Origin of the sequence: Marinilabilia sp., from assembly GCF_016278715.1 — a bacterium.
Classification (GTDB): domain Bacteria; phylum Bacteroidota; class Bacteroidia; order Bacteroidales; family Marinilabiliaceae; genus Marinilabilia.
The window spans coordinates 888-3462 of the sequence record NZ_JADQBH010000166.1; the positions used below are offsets into that span (position 1 = coordinate 888).

Annotated in this window: 2 protein-coding genes; both read left to right on the forward strand. The window is 43.6% G+C overall.

Annotated elements, in window-relative coordinates; translation table 11 throughout:
* Positions 1-1307 (forward strand): Ig-like domain-containing protein (locus QZZ43_RS10660; protein WP_291858852.1); only part of this gene is annotated, 1307 nt, incomplete at its 5' end.
* 41 nt (positions 1308-1348) lie between these two features.
* Positions 1349-2242 carry a type IX secretion system membrane protein PorP/SprF gene (locus QZZ43_RS10665; protein WP_291858855.1) on the forward strand — a complete coding sequence of 298 codons (894 nt, stop codon included), beginning with the start codon at positions 1349-1351 and terminating at the stop codon, positions 2240-2242.
* The last annotated feature ends 333 nt before the right edge of the window (positions 2243-2575 follow it).

Here is a 2575-nt window from a genome sequence, read left to right on the forward strand (position 1 = left end):
TGGTTACCATCAGTACAAACCCTACCAACGGAACCGTTGTGGTGGAAAGTGACAATACCATTACCTACACACCGAGCGATGAATTCTTTGGAACTGATTCATTCAGTTACACAGTTACAGATGCCAACGGAGACACAGATAATGCTGATGTTTCTGTGACTGTGAGCGAGGACACCAAAATTGTGCCTGTTGCAACAGACGATGAAGCTTCAACCACCGAAAATACGGCTGTTAACATTGACGTACTAAGCAACGATACCGGACTTGAGGATGCGCCGGTGGTGGTTACCATCAGTACAAACCCTACCAACGGAACCGTTGTGGTGGAAAGTGACAACACCATTACCTACACCCCGAACAGCGAATATTTCGGAAGTGACTCCTTCAGCTACACGGTTACAGATGCCAACGGAGACACGGACAATGCTGATGTTTCTATTGCAGTCAGTGAAGCACACAATTCTGTGCCGATTGCAGAAAACGATTACGCGCAAACCAGAATAAACGTGCCGGTAAACATTGCTATTCTTGACAATGACACCGGACTGGAAGATTTGCCAATATCTTTAAGTGTAAGCCATTCCGGCAATGAGGGCTCTACCATCGTTGAAAATAACAACACCATTACCTATACCCCTGCACTGAATTACATCGGACAAGCTACATTCCGTTACGCTGTTTCCGATGCAAATGGAGACCAGTCGGTGGGAACAGTAACGGTGGATGTTTTGCCGGGAATAACCGCCATTAATGATACTGTTGTAATAGATATGAATAAAACGGTCAGTATTTCGCCCCTGGAGAACGATCTGGGAATCGACGGAGAAATTTTGTTCTCTATCATGACGCACCCCGAAAACGGGAACGCCAACTTCCAGTCATCCGGAGTCATGGTCTACGACCCTCAGTTCAATTTTGTCGGTCAGGATTCCATCTCCTATGAAGTTTGCAGCGAAGAGAATTACAATGATTGCAGCAGTGCCTGGGTGATAATCCGGATTAAAGAACCAGAGATAATAATCACGGATGAATTCAAAGTTCCCGAAGGCTTCTCCCCGGATGGAGATGGCATTAACGATTACTTTGAAATTGGAGGTATCGAAAATTTCGGGCGGGTTACCATCCACATCTTTAACCGTTACGGGAATGTAGTTTACAAGAGCGATAATTACCTGAACGACTGGGACGGGACAACCCATAAATCGCTGGGAGGTTCTGGCTCACTGCCCACAGGCACTTATTTCTACGTGATTAAGATCGTTGACAACGATAAACAATATAAAGGCAATGTGTTCCTGAAGAAATAATCAGCAATAAAAAACACATCAAACCTGAAAATTTTAAGACGATGACATCACTATACAGAATACTTTCGGTTTCAATTTTATTATTGGTCTTCAACAACCTTTGGAGCCAGGAAGAACCATTGTACACCAATTACATCAATAACACGCTGGAACTCAACCCCGCTATTGCCGGAACACAAGACGGTCTCAACATGAATCTGCTCACCCGGCATCAATGGGTTGGAATTGAGGGGTATCCTGCATCCTATAGTTTTGGAGCGCACACGCCCTATCAAAAGCAAAATTTTGGCATCGGTCTGAGTCTAATGACCGACAGAGTGGGCCCCGTTAAAAATACTCATTTTAAAGCCTCCTATGCTTATCAGATCACTGTTTCGCGGGGCACCTATTTATCCATGGGCCTTAATGCAGGTTTTACAAATTTCAGTGCAGCCATTTCAGATTTGGAACTCAGTGAAAGTAATGATCACCATTTTGAAAATGACCTGAACAGAACCTCTCCAATATTCGGAGTAGGATTTTACCTTTATGCTGATGAATATTTCGCCGGTGTTTCTTCACCTCGCCTTATTCACGTTAAGTTGGAGGAAGAGTACCGTGAAAGTGATGTTCCTTACAATCCGTCAATCTTTCTCATGGGAGGCTACAAATTTAAGATTGATTACGAGTGGCAGTTTCTTCCGTCAGCGCTGGTTGCAGTTATCCCGGGTTCGCCTGTCTCAGCAGATATCACCACACGTTTTCTATATCAGGACCAATATTATATGGGGGCCCATTACCGCATTGGTGATGCCGCAGGACTGTTTTTCAACGTTCAAATCACAGAATTCCTGAAAGCTGGTTATGCATTCGACTTTACACTCAACAAATTATCAAGGGTGAACAGTGGGAGTCATGAATTTATGGTGGCCTACCGGTTGGATAATCTATGGTGAAATTAAGGCTATAATACATAAGAACCCCTCATGCCTTAATTGCTTCAGAAACAGATTCTTCACTACGTTCAGAATGACACTTAGCTCATTGTCATTCTGAGGAGGAACGACGAAGAATCTGTTACGGAAAAAACAGAATTGCCCCAAAGCAATAGGTACTTTTATCAGAGATTCTTCACTGCGTTCAGAATGACACTTAGCACAATGTCATTCTGAGGAGGAACGACGAAGAATCTGTTACGGAAAAAAACAGAATTGCCCCAAAGCAATAGGTACTCTTATCAGAGATTCTTCACTGCGTTCAGAATGACACTTAGCACAATGTCATTCTGA

Bases quoted from the DNA above. Each gene is read 5' to 3' on its own strand.
- QZZ43_RS10665 (WP_291858855.1), top strand. From the start codon at position 1,349: ATGACATCACTATACAGAATACTTTCGGTTTCAATTTTATTATTGGTC.